The following is a 14,499-nucleotide window of genomic DNA, read 5'->3' as shown; positions in this document are numbered from 1 at the left end:
TGCGGGGTGCGTGGCGCCGTCAGCGCCGGAACGGGTCGGAGGAGGGGGACGGCCACGGGGAGCCGCCGCCCCCGGCGAACGGGTCGCGCGCCGGCGGTGCCGGCGACGCCGGGGTCGCCGGGGTCGCCGGCGGCCACGAGCCGCCCCCGCCCGGCCACGCCGGCGCGGGGCTGCCGCCGAACGGGTCCGGCGCCGGGCCGCCGCCGGGCGGGGTGCTCCCGCCGGAGGGGCCGCCGAACGGGTCCGGCGGGGGCGGGGGAGCCGTCGGGGCGTCGGCGCTCTCCCGGGCCGCGGCCCGCAGGCTGTCGACGGCGCCGGGGCCCTCCGCGCGGACACGGGACAGCAGTGCCTCCCGCTGCTCCGCGGTGGCCACCGCGTCGACGACGAGCAGCAGCCGGGCGGGGACCTCGGCGGCGTCGGAGGCCGCCGTCGCCCGGTCCAGCAGCAGCGTCCAGCTGCCGGCCAGGGCCAGCGGCAGCCGCGCGGCGAGCGACTTCGGCGCCCGGCCGCCCGGCGCGCCGGACACGCCGACCCGCGCCGGGTCCTCGACCTCGGCGTAGCCCGCCTCGGTGAGCTTCACGCCGGCGCGGGCCCGCACCGGGACGCCCGAGAGGACGGCCTGCTTGCGGCCGCCGCCGGGCGGCGGGACCGGGTCCCACGTGCGGTCCGGCGCGGCGCCGGACAGCCCGCCCGGGCCCACCCGCACGTCCAGCAGCGTCGACTGCAGCGGCTTGTCGGGCAGCTTGGCGGCGATCCGGCGGCCGAGGAGGAACACCAGCACCGGCAGGCCGATGCCGACGACGAGCGCGGCGAGGAAGACACCGATGAGCACGCCGGTGTCGGCCGGGCGGACGAGCTCGGCGGCGTAGGCCACCCGCACGTCGACCGCGCGGGCCTCGCGCTCGCCGGCGTCGACGCCCTCGGGCGCGGCGCGCAGCACCAGGTCGCCCCGCAGGTCACCGGCCTCGACGACGCCGCTCTCCAGCTGCACCGTCAGCTCCCCGGTGTCGCCCTCGGCGACCTCCAGGCACTCCTCCGCGCTGCCGTGCGGCGAGGTCGCGGTGACCTCGTCGACCCCGGCGGGGTGGACGTCGAGCGTCGCGGACCCCACCCACACGCAGCCGGGGCCGGTGACCGGGATCGTCACGGTGTCGCTGGGCTCGGTGCCCTCCAGCCGGCCGAAGTCGACCGGGTCGGCGGAGACGGCCGGGAAGCCCAGCGGCGGGAGGACGTCGACCTGCGCGGTGCGCACCTGCGGCTGCAGCACCTGGCCGCTGACCGTGGTGACCGCGAGCGAGGTGCGCAGCTCGGCGGGGCCCGGCGGGAAGTCCGCGGGCACCGTCAGCCGCACGGCGCCCAGCTGCGGACCGGGGACGGCGGTGGCCAGCACGGCCTCGGTGCCGTCGTCCGCGCGCAGCGCGACGTCGAGGGCGAGGGTGGGCGCCGGGTCGCCGAGCGCGGCCGGCGTGCCGTCCGAGCGGACGAGCGCGAACGGCACCGGCCCGAGGTCCTCGCCAACCCGCCACTCGACGGGAGCCCCTGGGCCGACGACCGCGGCCAGGTCGGCCTGGATGGTCAGCTGGGTGCGGGTGACGGCGTCCGGGTTCTGCCCGGTCGGGTCGACGAAGACGACCCGCCAGGGGCCCGACCAGTTGGCGCCGCCGGCCGGGATCGACGCGTCGACCGAGAAGGCGCCGTCGGCGTACCAGGTGTAGTCGAGGCCCACCGCGCCGGCGGGGAGGACGCCCGAGGGCCGGGCGGCGTCGTAGCGCAGCAGCTGCGGCTGCGGCACGCCGGGCGGCTGGACGAAGACGTCGATCCCCGCCGCGTCGGACGTGCCCACGAGGTGGATGGAGGTGATCGAGGCGTCGAGGGTGAAGGTGTGCGCCTGCTGCGGGCAGACCGCGCCCACGCAGACGCCCTTCTCGTCCACCGGCTGCGGCGGGTTGGCCGGGTCGCCCACGGCGTCGAAGGCGAGCACCAGGTCCTGGACGTCGTCGGCGGAGAGGAACAGGCCGTAGGGGGCGGCCTGGCCGCACGGGGACGGCGCGGACTCGGCGATGCTTCCGAGCAGGCCCAGGTCGACGCCGTCGCCGGTCAGGCCCAGCGCGATGAGGAGGATGCGGTCCTCGCGGAGCTGGTCGGCCACGCCGCCGGGCCGGCAGAGGTCGCTCCGGCCGGCCTCGGCCACCTGGGCGGCGGCGTCGTCCGAGGTGATCGGGACGCCCTCCGCGCCGGGGATCGGCAGGGTCTCGCCGTACTGCCGGCGCTCGGCGTCGGTGTCGCGGGCGGACAGCTCGTACTGGCCGTCGGTGAACAGCACCAGCGCCTGGCACGGGCGGGTCGACGCGGGGTCGCGGTGGTCGACCAGCTGCTGGCGGGCCGTGGTCAGCGCCGTCCAGTAGTCGGTCTCGAAGCCGTCGTCGCGGCCGGCGAAGTCCGCGACCGCGGCCGAGGCGTCGGGCAGGGAGCCCTCGGTCAGCGGCGACCAGTCCAGCGCCCCGCGGACCCCGGCGGAGAAGCCGCTGACAGCGAGGTCGACGGTCGCGCCGCTGCGGGCGGCGGTGTCGGCGAGGCGGGCCAGCAGCAGCTGCGCGGCGGCGACCCGGGTGTCGTCGGGGTCGGTGCGGCCGAGGCTGCCGCTCTCGTCCACGAGCAGCAGGACGTCGGCCTGCTGCTGGTCGGCGAGGCAGGCGCCGAGGTCCTGCAGCGCGGCGGTGCCCACGGGGGACGGCGCGGCGGCCGCCGGGACGGCGAGGCCGGTCAGCGCGAGGACGGCGCCGAGGCAGACCAGCAGGAGCGCGGTCGCGCGGCGGGGGAGTGCTGTGTTGATGGCTCGCAGGGTCACGCGAACACCTCGAGGCGGGAGAACCAGTCGGCGAACAGCCAGGCGTGCGCACCGGCGGCGAGCAGGGCGAGGACGACGGTGCCCAGCCGCAGCGCGCTCACCAGGCCGTCGCGGCCGAGGTACCAGGCGGAGGCCCGGCGCCGCGTGTCGGCGAGCGTGGCGGCGATGAGCAGCGCGGCGGCGCCGAAGGTGGCGACCGCCCAGCCGAGGACGTGCCAGCCCCACCCGTCGAGGAACAGCAGCGGCACGGTCACCAGCGGGGCGAGCAGCGCCGCGGCCAGCAGGGCGACCGGCGGCGTCGCCCGCCCGGCCGGCGCCCCGGCGGGCGTCGGACCCCACGGGGAGCCGGTGCCCCCGAGCGGGCCCGGCGCGGGTGCGCCGGGGGACGGGAACCCACCGGGGGACGGGAACCCGCCCGTCGACGGGAACCCGCCGGGCGAGGGGAACCCGCCCGGCGCGGGCGCGTTGCCCGTGGGTCCGGACGGCCAGGCTCCCCAGGGGCCGGCTCCACCGGGGCCGGTCACGCGGCGCTCCCGCCGGTCGGCCGCGGGCCTGTGGGCACGCGAGGGACGAGCATCGGTTCCCCCCGTCGGTGGGCCCCACACCGGGGTGCGGGTCGGTCGAGTATCGGTATCGGCCCCGGCGGCGACGCCTGAAGTCGTCCGCGGCCGTGGTCTGTCCCGGTCAGCCCGGGAGGCCCACCGAGCGCAGGAGTCCCGCCCGGCCCTGGGTGAGGCCCTGGCCGATCGCGCGGACCTTCCACTGGCCCGAGCGGCGGTACACCTCGGTCACCAGCAGTCCGGGGGCGTCCGGCAGGTCCTCCACCGGGTAGGCGGCCAGCGGCTCGCCGGACGCGGTGCGCACGGTCGCGGTCAGGCCGGTCAGCGCCCGCGCGCCGGGACCGGGCACGTCCAGCGCGAGGACGACGCCGGCGACGTCGTCCGGGGTGGCGCGCAGGTCGACGAGCACCTCGAAGCGCTCGCGGTCGCCGGTCGACGTCGGGTGCTGCCAGGTGACCTGGTGCGCCGGGCTCAGTGCCCGGCCGCGGTCGTCGCAGGCGACCGCGGTCAGGACGGCGGGCACGCCGGCACCGCGCCAGCCGAGCTCGACCCGCACCTGGGCGGCCGGCTGCTGCGATGCCGAGCGCAGCGGTGCGTTGGCGCCCCGCACCAGCGTGGTCGTCATGCGCGGCGTCCTCCTGTGCAGTGCCGGGCGCTCTCCGCGCCGGCCCCGGGGAGAGTAGGTCGGGAACCGGCCGGTGTCGCTGATCCCGGACGCGCCGTGACCTTCTGGTGTCAGACGGTGAGGCAGGTGGGACGGAGGAGGGGCACGGGGCAGGAGAGGACCCGACCGTCCGTCCTCCCGCCCGTCCTCGACCTGCTGCTGTCTCCGGCCCGCTGAGGCAGCAGCAGGTCGACACCCGGCGCCTGCGCGCCCCGTCAGCGGCCGGTGTGCCGGACGGGGGAACGGGGTGGGTCGATCGGGTGACGTCTCGTCCCACCGGCGCGCCCGGGCCCCCGCCGCGGACGGGGCGCCGTCATCCTCGGCGCCCACCGTCCCGGGAGGTCCCGTTGAGCTCCTCGCACCGCTGTCCCGCGCAGGTCTGCACCTGCCCGCCCGCGTCCCGCCCCGTCGCGACCGCCGTCGTGCGCCGCCGCCCGGGGTGGGGGAGCGGTCCCGCCGCGCCGTCGTCGCCGGCTTCTATGACGGATCGCTGACGAGACGTCACACCCGTCCCACGGGCGGGCACGACGTCGCAGGTGGGTGGCATGTTCTGGCTCCCGGGTCCTGACGGACCCCCGAGCGAGGAGACCCGCGTGCTGTGTGACACCTGCGCCGCCGAGACGCACCCCGGCCCGGTCTGCGCCCGCTGTGCCGCGCTGGCGCAGCTGACCCAGCCGGTGCTGCGGCTGGAGACCCGCCGCCGGCCCCCGGTCCCCCCGGCGCCGGCCCGCTGAGACGCCGCACCGGCTCCGCGGCGGTCCCGCGGAGCCGGTGCGACCCCCACTTCACCCGACGCCGGCCGGCTCCGGCACCCGCGGCGGCGACACCGGGGCGCCCGGGTCCCCGCCGTCGGACTCGCGGATGCCGTACCGGGCGTAGAGCCGGCCCAGCGGCCCCGGCGCCCACCAGTTGGCCCGCCCCAGCAGCCGCATCGTCGCCGGCACCAGCAGGGTCCGGACGACGGTCGCGTCCAGCACGATCGCGATCGCCATCGCGACGCCGATCATCTTGATGAAGGTGATCCCCGAGGTGGAGAACGCCCCGATCACCACGAGCAGCAGCAGCGCCGCGCTGGTGATGATCCCGCCGGTGCGCTGCAGCCCGGTGGCGACGGCGGCGGTGTTGTCGCCGGTCAGGTCGTACTGCTCGCGGATCCGGGACATGAGGAAGACCTCGTAGTCCATCGACAGCCCGAACACGATGGCCAGCACCAGGATCGGCTGGGTCGCCTCGATGAACCCGGTCGGCGTGAAGCCCAGGACGCCGGACAGGTTGCCGTCCTGGAAGACCCACACCAGCGCGCCGAACGAGGCGCCCAGCGACAGCACGTTCACCAGCACCGCCTTGACCGGCAGCACCACCGACCCGAAGGCCAGGAACAGCAGCACGAACGTCGTCGAGACGACGATCAGCGCCATCCACGGCAGCAGCGACCCGAGGCTGTCCAGCAGGTCGGTCATCACCGCGCTCTCGCCGCCGACGAGCACCTCGCCACCCGGCGGGGCGGGCACGTCGCGGACGTCGGCGACCAGCGCGCGGGCGCCGGCGTCGACCGGGTCGCCGTCGTAGGCCACCGCCACCCGCGCGGTCGTGCCGGCCGCGCCGGTCACCGTCGCGCCGTCCACCTCCGGCAGCGCGGCGACGTCAGCCACGTAGGCCTCGAGCGCGGCGGCGCCGGCGGGGGAGTCGACCGGGTCGGGCAGGCCGACCACGGCGGTCACCGGGCCCGACGGCGCCGGTGGGAAGTCGCGGTCGATCGTCTCGGCCACCACCCGGCTCTCCGTGCCGGCGGGCAGCGCGCGGACGTCGATCGCGCCGAACTGCACCCGCAGGAACGGCAGCGCCAGCACCAGCAGCAGCCCGACGACGGCGACGGTCACCACCACCGGCCGGCGCATGACGCCGCGCGCGATGCGCTCCCACGCGCCGCGGCCGGACACAGCGTGCCGCGCCCGCCGGCGCCACGGCACCGACAGCGCGTCCACCCGCGTCCCGAGCACCGCCAGCAGCGCGGGCAGCAGGGTCAGCGCGGCGAGCATCGCGACCAGCACCGCGCTCACCCCGCCGAAGCCCATCGAGCGGAGGAACACCTGCGGGAACACCACCAGCCCGGCCAGCGACAGCGCCACGGTGATCCCGGAGACGGCGACCGTGCGGCCCGCCGTCGCCATCGTGCGCGCCAGCGCGTCCTCGACGGTGGCCTGCCGGCGCACCTCCTCGCGGAACCGGCTGACGACGAACAGGCCGTAGTCGATGGCCAGCCCCAGGCCGAGGATCGTCACGATGTTGACCGCGAACACCGACACCTCGGTGAACAGGCTGACCACCCGCAGCGCGGTGAACGCCCCGAGGATCGCGGTGACGCCGATGGCCAGCGGCAGGCTCGCGGCGGCCAGGCTGCCGAACACGACGACGAGCAGCACCGCCAGCACCGGCAGCGAGATCGCCTCGGCGCGGGCGATGTCGGCGCTGACCCGCTCGTTGATGTCGCGCTCCACCGTGGTGGCGCCGCCGATCGACGTCTCCAGGCCGGGCGCGGACAGCCGGTCCTCGACCACGTCGACGGCCGCGGTGCGCGCGTCGGCGTCCCCGGCCAGTTGCAGCACGGCGTAGGTGGAGCGGCGGTCCTCGCTCACCAGCGGCGCGGCGCCGGTGTCGAACCAGGTCGTGGCCCGCTCGACCACGCCGTCGGGGAGCCCGGTCAGGGACGTGGCGACCGCATCCCGGAAGGCGGGGTCGTCGACGGTCAGGTCGTCGCTGCGGTACAGGACGACGACGTCGGAGGCGTCGCGGCCGAGCTCGCGGACCGCCAGCGCGGCGGCCCGGGCGCTCTCGCTGCCCGGGTCCTCGAAGCCGCCGCCGGTCAGCCGGCCGAAGACGCCCGTGCCCCACACGCCCGCGACGACGACGGCGACGGCGCTGAGCGCCAGCACCCACCGTCGCCGTCGGTACACCACTCGTCCGAGGGCCTCGAACACGGCAGCCCCTCCCTCTCCCGGTAGGCTGGGTGAACACTGTTAGCGAACGGCGATAACTCTGCATACACCGTTCACTGACGTCAACCCCGGGAGGTGGTCGGCCGTGGCGGAGCCGGGAGGCAGGCGCGAGCGGCTGCGCGCCGAGACGCTGCGTGACATCCGGAGCGCGGCCCGCCGCGTGCTGGTCGAGCACGGGCCCGACGGGCTGGCGCTGCGGGCGATCGCGCGCGAGGTCGGGCTCACCGCGCCCGCGCTGTACCGCTACTACGCCAGCCGCGAGGAGCTCGTCGAGCAGGTGGTGGCCGACCTCTACGACGAGCTGTGCGACCACCTCGAGGCCGCGCGCGACGCCGTCGCCCCGCCCCGGCCCGGCGCGCAGCTGCTGGTCACCTCACGCGCCTTCCGTGCGTGGGCGGTCGGCCACCCGCCCGAGTTCGGGCTGCTCTTCGGCTCCGCGGCCGACGGCGTCGTCCCCGACGAGACCGGCGACGGGCCGGCCGCGGTCGCCGGCCGCCGCTTCGGGGGGATCTTCGCCGCCCTCCTGGCGGCCGTGTACCTCCAGCGGCCGTTCCCGGTCCCGGCCGACGCCGACCTCGAGCCCGACTTCCGGGACCAGCTGCGCACCTGGTGCGCCACGTTCCCGGTCGAGCTCCCGCTGGGCGTGATGGCGGTCTTCCTCTCCTGCTGGGTGCGCCTGTACGGACTGGTCTGCATGGAGGTCTTCGGGCACCTGAGGTTCGCCCTGGTCGACGCCGCGCCGCTGTTCGAGGCGGAGATGCGGGCGATCGGGGAGCAGCTGGGCATCTCGGCCGACTGGGTGCCGCCGGGGACGTGACGTGCCTCACTGCTAGCAATCCGCTTGCTGTTGTTAGCAGTGTCCGGTGACGGGGCAGGAAGAGGGCGTCAGGCCGTCCCCGATCACTGGAGTCCCCGCCGTGACCGACAACGACAACGCCAAGATCGTCAACCAGCTCCGCGCGCTCGTCCTGCTCAGCCAGACCGAGGAGCAGATCGCCCGCACCCGGGTGCTGCAGGCCCGGACCGACGCCGTCCGCCGCGAGCTGACCCAGAACGCCGACAACGCCGCCGAGCGGACCCGCCTGATCACCGCCGAGCTGCGCGAGCTCGGTGGCGTGCCGGACGTCGTGACCCCGAGCCTCGGCCGGCTGGGCGCCGTCCTCAAGGCCACCTTCGAGCAGGCCGCGCCCATCGAGGAGGCGCTGCTGCAGGACCTCGTGCTCGAGCACCAGCTGCTCGACCGCGCCCTGTACCTCAAGGTGCTCGGCCAGAAGGCCGGCCTCGAGAAGGTCGTGCGGCTCGCCGAGGGCCTGGTCACCGCCCACGAGGCGACCGTCGACTGGCTGCGCGTCGTGCTGGCCGAGGAGGCGCTGGGCGGGCCCGCCGCGCTGCGGCCCACGCCCTTCCAGCAGGTCGCCGGCGCCGCGAGCCGGGCCGTCGTCGCCCCGTACCGCTTCGTCGCCAGCCGGGTGAACGAGGCCCTGGACACCGCCGAGCAGCGGCGGCAGAAGGTCGGCGAGGAGATCGGGCAGGCCGCCAGCAAGGCCAGCGGCTTCGCGGGCGCCGTCCGCGAGACCCTGGGGGCCGGCCGGAGCGCCGCGCTGCGCCGGGCCGAGCGGGTCGCCGACCGCGAGGGCAACCGCGAGGCCGCCGACGCCGCCCGGGCCGCCCGCGAGGAGCTCGGCGACGTCTCCGCCGACGAGCTGCCCGTCAAGGGCTTCGACTCGCTGTCGACCCCGGACGCCGCCGAGGCCGCCAAGGCCCTGCGCGACCCGCGCCAGATCAACGTGCTCATCCGGTACGAGGAGACGCACAAGAACCGGTCGGACGTGATCAGCGCCGCGCAGGTGGCGCTGGCCGCGGTGGCCAAGGAGGCCGTGGGCGTCGAGGACGAGTGACGCCGGGCTGACACGCTCCGGAGGGCCCGCACCCACCCTGGGTGCGGGCCCTCCGCTGACCGGGGGAGATCCGCGTCGCAGCCGGTCGCGACCGTCCGGTTCCTCGGGGAAGGTGGGGGCATGCAGATCACTCCCGAGGCCCTGGAGCAGGAGTTCTCGCTCCAGACGGCCGCCACCCGCCTCGACTTCCTCAGCCGGCGGGACTCCGGGGCGACGACTCTCAACACCGTCCGTGACCGGAACGACGACGACTGGGCCTCGCTGCTGAGCGAGCAGACCTCCCTCGACGTGCCGGAGTCCCTGGAGATCCTCGCGCTCGGCGAGGTCATCGCCCGCAAGGCCTACGACAGCCAGCTGATCGGCTTCCGCGCCGCGCTGCGCGGCGGGGCGAGCTGGGAGCAGATCGCCGCGGCACTGGGCGTCACCCCGGACCAGGCCTGGGAGGCCTACCACCGGGCCATCGAGCGCCAGGAGCGCAGCGCCGACCTCGCGCCCGACGAGGCCGCCTCCGCCCGCGAGCTCGCCGGCGGACGCCCCGGCGCCTGATCGACCGCCGCGAGGGCCCGGCCGCCGCGGCGGGCGGGCCCTCGGCGGGTCCGCGGCCCTCGACGCCCCCCCCCAATGCCACCCGGCCCGTGATATCCCCCGCCGCGTCCTCCGGCTCGGGGTAGTACCAGGCCGCGTCGGGGTTGGTCCGCCCGTCGACCTCGAGGGAGAAGTAGGAGGCCCGGCCCTTCCACGGGCAGGTGGTGTGCGTCGCCGACGGGCGCAGCACGTCCTCGCGGACCGACTCGCGCGGGAAGTAGGCGTTGCCCTCGACGACGACGACGTCGTCGGACTCCGCGACGACGGTCCCGTTCCACGTGGCTGTGGTCATGCCGCGATCGTGCCGCCCGCCGCCGCGTCCCGCAGGCGTACCGGCGGGCGGGCTGGGCATGTGTGGGGAGAGAGGGCGCAGCACACGCCGCCCCGTCCGTCCTGCACGAGGAGCCCGCCCATGTCCCAGGCCGCCCGTCCGCCCGACCCCGACGACGCGCGGCGGGGCATGCAGCCGCGGCCCAAGCGCGGCCGGGCGATGTTCTTCGGGACCTTCCTCGGCCTGATCGTGCTGGTGTTCGCCTTCATCCTGCTGGTCAGCCAGTGCGGCACCGGGGACGACGACGAGGTGTACGAGGACGACCCGTCCGGCGCCCCCGCGAGCGTCAGCGTCGTGCTCGAGGACCCCGTCCCTGCCCCGGTCGCGACCTGACCCGCGCGGGGGATGCCGCGGCGCGTCCTCCTGACCAGCGCGTTCGCCGTGTGTGAGGGTGCCCGTCGGACCGCGTGCCACCCCGGCGCCGGTCGGAGCACCGAGGAGCACGTGATGACGAACCCGGGACAGCCCGGCACCCCGCCGCCGGCAGGGGGCCCGCAGCCCGGCCGGCCCGTCCCGCCGCAGGGCGCCCCGCAGCCGGGGGGTTGGCAGCCGCCCGCCGGCGGTCCGCCGCAGCCCGGCGCGTGGGGGCAGCCCCAGACCGGCCAGCCGCCGTACGGCCAGCCCGGCCAGCCGCCGTTCGGTCAGGCCCAGCCCGGTCAGCCCGCGTTCGGCCAGCCCGGCGTCCCGGGGCAGTTCGGTCCCGGCCGGCCCGGTCAGCCGGGTCCCTCCGGCGGCCCGGTGCCGGCCGGGAAGCCGGGCAAGGGCAGGAGGATCGGCAGCGTCGTCGCCGCGGTCGCCGTCGCGGGCGGCATCGCCGCGTTCCGCTTCGTCGACTTCGGCGCCCCCGAGGTCGGCGACTGCGTCCAGTCCACCGGCTCGTCGGAGGTCGACGTCGTCGACTGCGACGACCCGGCGGCCGAGCTCCGGGTGGTCGGCGTCGAGGAGGAGGAGCAGACGGAGAGCGAGTACCTCGCCGACCCCGACACCTGCATCGACTTCGCCTCGGCCACCGAGGCGCTCTGGTACGGCAACACCGGCGACGAGGGCACGGTCTACTGCCTCGAGCCCGTCGCCTGATCCGAGCTCCCCACGCGAGCGCCCCGCCGGCCCGGCCGGCGGGGCGCTCGTGCGTTCTCAGCGCTCGAGCAGCGCGAACGTCGCGACGGCGTGCGCCAGCGCCCTGCCCTCCTGCTCGACGTCGGCCTCGCAGATGGTCAGGTGCTCGCCGCGCGTGCGCACCCGGCCGCGGACCTCGAGCGGGCCGGGCCTGCCCGGGCGCAGGTAGGTGACGGTGAGCTGACTGGTCGCGGGCACCTCGCCGTCGCCGGTGGTGCTGCGCACCGCCTGGCCCATCACCGTGTCCACCAGCGTCGCGACGACGCCGCCGTGCAGCGTGCCCGCCGGGTTCAGGTGCTCGTCGCGGACCTCGAACGCCAGCGTCGCGGCGCCGTCGCCGGCGTCCTCCACCGTCGCACCGAGCCGTCCGGCGAACCCGCCGGGGGTCCCGTCGTCTGCCATGGGGCGCGCGGTACCCGCTCACCGGGCAGCCACGCCCGCGGAGCCCCACGGTCGGCGGGGCCGCGGCTAGGGTCCGCCGCCGTGGCAGCGCGGCGGAGGACCTGGATCTGGCTGGCGGCGGCGGTCGTGGTGGTGGCGCTGGCCGCCGTCACGCTCGTCTGGTTCCAGCCGCAGAAGCTCTTCTACGACGACCGGGTGGACGAGAGCCTGCCGTCGGCGGCCGCGGCGGAGACCCCGGGGACCGGCGGCGGGGGAGCGGTCGTCACCGTGGCGCCGCCCGGGCCGGTCGACCTCGCCACCGGCACGTTCGTCTCCCGCGAGCACGAGACCGTCGGCACCGCGCGGGTGGTGCGGCTCCCCGACGGGCAGGTCGTCGTCCGGCTGGAGGGCTTCGAGACCTCCAACGGCCCGGCGCTGTACGTGTACCTGTCGCAGAACCCGGCCACCGGCGAGGAGACCGCCTTCGACGCGGAGTTCGTCGACCTGGGGCCGCTCAAGGGCAACGTCGGCGACCAGAACTACGCCGTGCCCGCGGGGGTCGACGCGACCGGCTGGACGAGCGTCGTCATCTGGTGCGACCGGTTCGACGCCGCGTTCGGTGCCGCCGACCTGGCACCGGCGACGGCGGTCTGAGCGCGGGTCAGGCCGGCTCGCGGCGCATCGGCACGTGCGGGATGCCGTCCTCGACGTAGCCGGGCCCGCTGAGCCGGAAGCCGAAGCGCTCGTACCAGCCCTGCAGGTGCGCCTGCGCGCCCAGCGTGATCGGGGCGCCCGCGCACAGCTCGATCCCGGCCTCGATCAGCCGCGCGGCCAGTCCTCGCCCGCGCGCGGAGGCGGCGGTGGCGACCCGGCCGATCGCCCGGCTCGCGCCGTCGTCGAGGACGCGGATCGTGGCCAGCACCTCGCCGTCCTCCTCGAACCACAGGTGGCGCGTGGCCGGCTCGGTGTCCCGGCCGTCGAGCTCGGGGTACGGGCACTCCTGCTCGACGACGAAGACGTCGACCCGCAACCGGCAGAGGGCGTACACCTCGAACGGGGTGAGCTCGGCGAAGGGTGCGGTGCGGAGGATCGGCTGCGAGTCGGGCACCCTCCCGTTGTAGCCGACGTCAGTTTCGGGTGCGGTAGCGGCGCATCGTCAGCGGGCCGAGGACGGCGACCAGCGCGGCCGCCCACACCAGCACGAGGACGACGTCGGAGCCGGCGACCTCGCCGTGCACCAGCCCGCGCACCGCGCTGACCAGGTGGCTGACCGGGTTGACCTCGACGACGGCCTGCAGCCAGCCGGGCATCGTGGCGGGGTCGACGAAGATGTTGCTGCCGAACGTCAGCGGCGTGATGACCAGCATGCTCCAGCCCATGACCGCGTTCGGCGTGCGCACGACCAGCGCCAGGTAGGTCCAGATCCAGCCGAGCGCGAAGGCGAAGACCAGCAGCAGCGCCACGGCCGCCAGCACCCCGCCCGGCCCGCCCTGCGGCCGGAACCCGAGCGCGAGGCCCAGGCCGACGACCACCGCCGAGGCCAGGGTGAACCGGACGACGTCGCCGAGCAGCGCGCCGACCAGCGCGCTGGGCCGCCAGACCGGCAGCGAGCGGATGCGGTCGAAGACGCCCTTCTCGATGTCGGTGTTGAGCGCCACCCCGGTGTACATCGTGATCATGAGGATGCTCTGCACGAGGATCCCGGGCAGGAAGAACTGCAGGTAGCGGTCGACCGAGCCGGCCAGGGCGCCGCCGAACAGGTACGTGAAGATCAGCGTGAGCATCACCGGGAAGACGGTGACGTCGAACAGCTGCTCCGGGACGTACTTGATCCGCAGCAGGGTGCGCCGGCCGAAGGTCGCCGACGCCGCCAGCGGGCCCTGCGGCCGCGGGCGCTCCGCGGAGCCGAGGGCGGCGAGGACCGCGTCGGTGTCCGGGGCCGTGACCTCGGCGGAGGCAGTCGCCGCCGACGGGCTGTCGAGGGTGGTCATCGCGGGTCCTCCGGGTCGGGGGCGGACGGAGCGGCGGTCTCGGCGGGCCGGCCGGTGAGGGCGAGGAAGACCTCGTCGAGGCTCGGCTGCCCGAGGGCGAACTGGGCCAGCGGGATGCCGGCGGCCTCCAGCTCGGTGAGCGCCCGGGCGGCCGGCCCGGCGTCGGGCACGGCGGCGGTGAGGGCCGCCGGGTCGCCGTCCTCGGTCACCGGCACGGCCAGCACCCGCTCGAGCAGCTCGCGGGCCGCGCCCCGGCGGGCCGGGTCGCCGACCCGCACGTGCAGCGTGCCCGACCCCACCGACGCTTTCAGCTCACCCGGCGTGCCCTCGGCGATGACGCGGCCGGCGTCGATGACGGAGATGCGGTCGGCGAGCTGGTCGGCCTCGTCGAGGTACTGGGTGGTCAGCAGCACCGTCGTCCCGCCGCGGACCAGTGCCCGCACGACGTCCCACACCTGGTTGCGGCTGCGCGGGTCCAGGCCGGTGGTCGGCTCGTCGAGGAAGATCAGGTCCGGCCGGACGACGATGCTCGCGGCGATGTCGATCCGCCGCCGCATGCCGCCGGAGTAGTTCTTCACCTGCTTGCCCGCGGCCTCGGTGAGGCCGAACGCCGACAGCAGCTGGTCGGTGCGCTGGCGGGCGGCGGCCCGCGAGTAGCCGAGCAGCCGGGCGAGCAGCAGCAGGTTCTCCGCGCCGCTGAGCACCTCGTCCAGGGAGGCGAACTGGCCGGTCAGGCTCACCCGCCCGCGGACGGCGTCGGCGTCGGTGACGACGTCGTGGCCGAACACCCGGGCGGTGCCGCCGTCGGGCGGGAGCAGGGTGGCCAGCATGCGGATCGTCGTCGTCTTGCCGGCCCCGTTGGGGCCGAGGAAGCCGTGCACGCCGCCCCGCGGGATCAGCAGGTCGACCCCGGCGACCGCCGTCGTGGTGCCGAAGCGCTTGACCAGGCCCACGGCCTCGATCGCCGGGACCCCGTCGCTCCCGGGCGCCCGCCCACCGACCGGCGCCGCATCACCGACGTACGCGGTCACGTGCCCCACCCCCTGCTCCCGAGTCGGGTGCCCGCACGGTCCCGCGCGGGTCTGACGCTTCCGACCGGGGAGGGAGGAGGGACTCATCGGTCCCCCTG

Annotated in this window: 15 protein-coding genes and 1 pseudogene; 7 read left to right on the top strand and 9 right to left on the bottom strand. The window is 76.4% G+C overall.

Annotation, left to right across the window (positions count from 1 at the left end):
• Positions 1–19: 19 nt before the first annotated feature.
• The 3 genes from ACI79Z_RS04645 to ACI79Z_RS04635 form a co-directional block, all read right to left on the bottom strand.
• Positions 20–2,848, bottom strand: a complete 2,829-nt coding sequence (locus tag ACI79Z_RS04645) for a vWA domain-containing protein (protein ID WP_456901838.1) — start codon at positions 2,846–2,848, stop codon at positions 20–22.
• Positions 2,845–3,372 carry a hypothetical protein gene (locus tag ACI79Z_RS04640; protein WP_387988810.1) on the bottom strand — a complete coding sequence of 176 codons (528 nt, stop codon included), beginning with the start codon at positions 3,370–3,372 and terminating at the stop codon, positions 2,845–2,847. Before ACI79Z_RS04640 ends, ACI79Z_RS04645 begins: the two co-directional genes overlap by 4 nt.
• Positions 3,373–3,532: 160 nt before the next feature.
• Complete coding sequence (locus ACI79Z_RS04635) at positions 3,533–4,033, bottom strand: TerD family protein (RefSeq protein WP_387988811.1); 501 nt, start codon at positions 4,031–4,033, stop codon at positions 3,533–3,535.
• A gap of 632 nt (positions 4,034–4,665) precedes the next feature.
• On the opposite strand from ACI79Z_RS04635, the gene ACI79Z_RS04630 reads away from it, so the two are divergent.
• The gene (locus ACI79Z_RS04630; RefSeq protein ID WP_387988812.1) at positions 4,666–4,806 is read left to right on the top strand and encodes a hypothetical protein; all 141 of its coding nucleotides are present in this window, start codon (positions 4,666–4,668) and stop codon (positions 4,804–4,806) included.
• Positions 4,807–4,857: 51 nt separating this feature from the next.
• On the opposite strand, the gene ACI79Z_RS04625 is transcribed toward ACI79Z_RS04630, so the two are convergent.
• Complete coding sequence (locus ACI79Z_RS04625; protein ID WP_456901837.1) at positions 4,858–7,050, bottom strand: MMPL family transporter; 2,193 nt, start codon at positions 7,048–7,050, stop codon at positions 4,858–4,860.
• Positions 7,051–7,153: 103 nt separating this feature from the next.
• On the opposite strand from ACI79Z_RS04625, the gene ACI79Z_RS04620 reads away from it, so the two are divergent.
• The 3 genes from ACI79Z_RS04620 to ACI79Z_RS04610 all read left to right on the top strand — a co-directional run bounded on the left by ACI79Z_RS04620 (position 7,154) and on the right by ACI79Z_RS04610 (position 9,512).
• A complete protein-coding gene (locus ACI79Z_RS04620; RefSeq protein ID WP_387988814.1) occupies positions 7,154–7,885 on the top strand; it encodes a TetR/AcrR family transcriptional regulator in 732 nt (243 codons plus the stop codon).
• A 100-nt stretch (positions 7,886–7,985) separates the two neighbouring features.
• Positions 7,986–8,966 carry a ferritin-like domain-containing protein gene (locus ACI79Z_RS04615; RefSeq protein WP_387988815.1) on the top strand — a complete coding sequence of 327 codons (981 nt, stop codon included), beginning with the start codon at positions 7,986–7,988 and terminating at the stop codon, positions 8,964–8,966.
• 120 nt (positions 8,967–9,086) lie between these two features.
• Positions 9,087–9,512, top strand: coding sequence for a hypothetical protein (locus tag ACI79Z_RS04610; RefSeq protein ID WP_456901836.1), 426 nt, complete (start codon positions 9,087–9,089; stop codon positions 9,510–9,512).
• A gap of 85 nt (positions 9,513–9,597) precedes the next feature.
• On the opposite strand, the pseudogene ACI79Z_RS04605 reads toward ACI79Z_RS04610, so the two are convergent.
• Positions 9,598–9,843: pseudogene (locus tag ACI79Z_RS04605) on the bottom strand (DUF427 domain-containing protein); the annotation flags it as partial.
• Between the two features lie 120 nt (positions 9,844–9,963).
• On the opposite strand from ACI79Z_RS04605, the gene ACI79Z_RS04600 reads away from it, so the two are divergent.
• Both ACI79Z_RS04600 and ACI79Z_RS04595 read left to right on the top strand, forming a co-directional pair.
• Positions 9,964–10,215, top strand: a complete 252-nt coding sequence (locus tag ACI79Z_RS04600) for a hypothetical protein (protein WP_387988818.1) — start codon at positions 9,964–9,966, stop codon at positions 10,213–10,215.
• A gap of 114 nt (positions 10,216–10,329) precedes the next feature.
• The gene (locus tag ACI79Z_RS04595; protein ID WP_456901835.1) at positions 10,330–10,959 is read left to right on the top strand and encodes an LppU/SCO3897 family protein; all 630 of its coding nucleotides are present in this window, start codon (positions 10,330–10,332) and stop codon (positions 10,957–10,959) included.
• A 57-nt stretch (positions 10,960–11,016) separates the two neighbouring features.
• Here ACI79Z_RS04595 and ACI79Z_RS04590 read toward each other — a convergent pair whose 3' ends face one another.
• Complete coding sequence (locus tag ACI79Z_RS04590) at positions 11,017–11,400, bottom strand: PaaI family thioesterase (protein WP_387988820.1); 384 nt, start codon at positions 11,398–11,400, stop codon at positions 11,017–11,019.
• Between the two features lie 81 nt (positions 11,401–11,481).
• Here ACI79Z_RS04590 and ACI79Z_RS04585 point away from each other — a divergent pair, with 81 nt between their 5' ends.
• Positions 11,482–12,033, top strand: a complete 552-nt coding sequence (locus ACI79Z_RS04585; protein WP_456901834.1) for a DM13 domain-containing protein — start codon at positions 11,482–11,484, stop codon at positions 12,031–12,033.
• Between the two features lie 7 nt (positions 12,034–12,040).
• Here ACI79Z_RS04585 and ACI79Z_RS04580 read toward each other — a convergent pair whose 3' ends face one another.
• The 3 genes from ACI79Z_RS04580 to ACI79Z_RS04570 are packed head-to-tail and all read right to left on the bottom strand — an operon-like array spanning position 12,041 to position 14,401.
• Positions 12,041–12,487 carry a GNAT family N-acetyltransferase gene (locus ACI79Z_RS04580; protein ID WP_387988822.1) on the bottom strand — a complete coding sequence of 149 codons (447 nt, stop codon included), beginning with the start codon at positions 12,485–12,487 and terminating at the stop codon, positions 12,041–12,043.
• Between the two features lie 19 nt (positions 12,488–12,506).
• A complete protein-coding gene (locus ACI79Z_RS04575; RefSeq protein ID WP_456901833.1) occupies positions 12,507–13,370 on the bottom strand; it encodes an ABC transporter permease in 864 nt (287 codons plus the stop codon).
• Positions 13,367–14,401, bottom strand: coding sequence for an ATP-binding cassette domain-containing protein (locus tag ACI79Z_RS04570; RefSeq protein WP_387988824.1), 1,035 nt, complete (start codon positions 14,399–14,401; stop codon positions 13,367–13,369). The genes ACI79Z_RS04575 and ACI79Z_RS04570 overlap by 4 nt, the downstream gene beginning before the upstream one ends.
• Positions 14,402–14,499 lie beyond the last annotated feature (98 nt).

The sequence above is a fragment of the Geodermatophilus sp. SYSU D00663 genome, assembly GCF_054050655.1.
The sequence above is the reverse complement of the archived record's forward strand: the minus strand, read 5'-3'. Positions and strand labels throughout refer to the sequence as shown.

Coding starts and splice junctions, on each gene's coding strand:
- ACI79Z_RS04595 (WP_456901835.1), top strand. CDS start 10,330: ATGACGAACCCGGGACAGCCCGGCACCCCGCCGCCGGCAGGGGGCCCG.
- ACI79Z_RS04600 (WP_387988818.1), top strand. CDS start 9,964: ATGTCCCAGGCCGCCCGTCCGCCCGACCCCGACGACGCGCGGCGGGGC.
- ACI79Z_RS04635 (WP_387988811.1), bottom strand. CDS start 4,033: ATGACGACCACGCTGGTGCGGGGCGCCAACGCACCGCTGCGCTCGGCA.
- ACI79Z_RS04610 (WP_456901836.1), top strand. CDS start 9,087: ATGCAGATCACTCCCGAGGCCCTGGAGCAGGAGTTCTCGCTCCAGACG.
- ACI79Z_RS04575 (WP_456901833.1), bottom strand. CDS start 13,370: ATGACCACCCTCGACAGCCCGTCGGCGGCGACTGCCTCCGCCGAGGTC.
- ACI79Z_RS04590 (WP_387988820.1), bottom strand. CDS start 11,400: ATGGCAGACGACGGGACCCCCGGCGGGTTCGCCGGACGGCTCGGTGCG.